Source organism: Neisseria sp. Marseille-Q1983, assembly GCF_018224585.1.
GTDB lineage: Bacteria > Pseudomonadota > Gammaproteobacteria > Burkholderiales > Neisseriaceae > Neisseria > Neisseria polysaccharea.
The window spans coordinates 1-2,254 of record NZ_JAGTUI010000091.1 but is presented as its reverse complement, the minus strand read 5'-3'; the positions used below and the strand labels follow the sequence as shown (position 1 = coordinate 2,254).

The 2,254-nt window shown below is 37.8% G+C and carries 4 protein-coding genes; all 4 read left to right on the top strand.

What is annotated here, in order from left to right; translation table 11 throughout:
• Positions 1-763, top strand: a 763-nt coding sequence (locus KEM39_RS11765; RefSeq protein WP_249182775.1) for an RHS repeat-associated core domain-containing protein, incomplete at its 5' end; no start/stop codon positions are given.
• Between the two features lie 30 nt (positions 764-793).
• Positions 794-1,375, top strand: coding sequence for an Imm26 family immunity protein (locus KEM39_RS11155; protein ID WP_211710050.1), 582 nt, complete (start codon positions 794-796; stop codon positions 1,373-1,375).
• A 114-nt stretch (positions 1,376-1,489) separates the two neighbouring features.
• Positions 1,490-1,795, top strand: coding sequence for a GH-E family nuclease (locus KEM39_RS11150; protein ID WP_300991115.1), 306 nt, complete (start codon positions 1,490-1,492; stop codon positions 1,793-1,795).
• 17 nt (positions 1,796-1,812) lie between these two features.
• A partial coding sequence (locus tag KEM39_RS11145; protein ID WP_211710049.1) for a tetratricopeptide repeat protein occupies positions 1,813-2,254 on the top strand: 442 nt, incomplete at its 3' end.

The following is a 2,254-nucleotide window of genomic DNA, read 5'->3' as shown; positions in this document are numbered from 1 at the left end:
CTACGAACCGCTGGCGCAAATCTTTGACAACGCCAAAGACGGCAAACAATACCTCAGCTATTTCCACAACGACCAAATCGGCATCCCGCGCGAGATGACCGACATCTACGGCAATCTCTTATGGTATGGCGAATACACCGCCTGGGGTTGTCTGAAAAAGGACGGGCGCGTCTATCAGCACGCGCACCAGCCGTTCAGACTTCAGAATCAGTACTTCGACAGCGAGACGGGGCTGCATTACAACCTGATGAGGTATTACGAGCCTGAGGCCGGGCGGTTTGTGAATCAGGACCCGATTGGGTTAGATGGTGGAGCTAATTTTTATCAATTCGCCACCAATGCTCAAATTTGGTTAGATCCATTGGGATTAAAAAAATATTCTGTTTATGGATTGTATAGGCCAGGGGATAGTAAACCTTTTTATATCGGTATTACGGATAATATAAAGACGCGTGTAAAACAACACAGGAAATCAGGAAGATTAGTTGGGGTAGAAGAATTAGTGGAATTATATAGTGATTTGGATTACGAAACTGCTCGTGGATATGAGGAGGGCTGTATTCGACAACATGGAACACTGACAGGAAAAAAACTTAAAAAAGGTCAGAAAAGTAATTTTAAGCCTAAAAAAACTAAAACCAGAGGAAATAAATGTCATTCATTTATTGAGAATAAGACCCGTAATGCTAAAAGACAAGAAGCAATGGTTGCGGGAAGAGACCATATTCTCAAAAATGGTTGTAAAAATCTTCCAATAATTTAACATTCTATGCTATAGAAAAGGAAAAGTATTATGAAAATCTTTAATTGGGAAAAAAACAGAACTTTATATAGATATCTTAAGAATGGTGATTTATTTTGTTTTAAAATAGCTGATAAATTATTCGGTTACGGTAGAATAATCGCTAAAAATAAGCTTGGTGCCACTGTAGGAATTTTTGATTTGTTTACTTCAAGCCCAGTTGAGCCATTCGATTATAAAAATGCTGGGAATTACCCAATTCTATTCAAAACCGTTTTAGACTGTCATACCTTATTTGAATCAAAGCTAGAGTCAGACTGGCGGATAATTGCTCAAGATCCCGATTACCAAGATCCAACCCCAAGTGAAATTACTTCCATTAATCCTGCTTTAGGAGTGGCTCACAATGCAGATTTTTCCATTGCACAAAAAATAGATGAAGAGGATGGTATGCAAAAAATACTCGAGAGAATTGAATTACGTGAAACACCAAGAAGTCATTATCATATCCTAAGTCTGCTTATTCGTTATAAACCAGAAATTTTTAATTTACCTATTGAATCGTTTGCAGAATTTGGAGATTTTATTTCGGATGAGTTTCAAAAAATTCACCACCGGAATTTAAAAGCGTAAAAAGCAAGCCGTAGCCCGCGGTTTCTGTTTTTCAGACGACCTCAATACCTTCTTTGAGGTCGTCTGAACCATTTGCTCTTTAACAGTCTCATTAGCAGTTAACATAGAGGTCGTCTGAAAACCAAATTTCAGACGACCTTACAAATTCCTGAGGGTGCAGTTTTCAAAGATGTAGACGGTAAAAAATACTCTTTAAGGAATGCACATATGGGACATAATCCTGAGGATGTTGTTTCTTATTGGAATCGTTGTGGTCGTTATCATGGAGCCAAGTCTCAGGCAGTACGGAAATGGATGCTTGATCCCAATAATTATCGATTGGAATATGGGCCAGGCAACTGTTCCCGTGGAGCAAAGAGCAAAGAATGTTATAAGAAACTCCGCAAGCCTAAAAATGGAAAATTACCTAAAGGTTGTTAATCTAAGAAGGATAAATTATGTATTTAGATCAAGTAAATTATGAATTAAACAAGAAAATCAATGATTTTGTATGTAACTCAAATGACGCGCCCACACCGAAGGAAAGAATTGATATTCTAAAGCAGGCATGGGAACTTTTACCCAAACCAGCAACTCAATTTGTTGAACCTACTTCTGCAATTGCTTGTGGTATTTCAGGAAGCTATAAAAAATTAGGTGATTATCCCAAAGCTCTTGAGTGGATACTTATTGCGCTTGAGGCTAGAAAAACCGTGCCTGATGGCAGCCCATTTCTATGGGCAGGTATTATCTATTACGAACTAGGTGATCTGGAAAATGCTTATAAATATTTTGATCTTGCCTACAAAGAGTTACGTTACACACCTTTCTCTATGGAAGACAAAAAATATTGGCAATTTTATAAGCAACGTAAAGAAGAATTAAATCCTAAGAAAAAAG

Excerpts from the sequence above, each read along its gene's own strand:
- KEM39_RS11155 (WP_211710050.1), top strand. The coding sequence starts at position 794 with ATGAAAATCTTTAATTGGGAAAAAAACAGAACTTTATATAGATATCTT.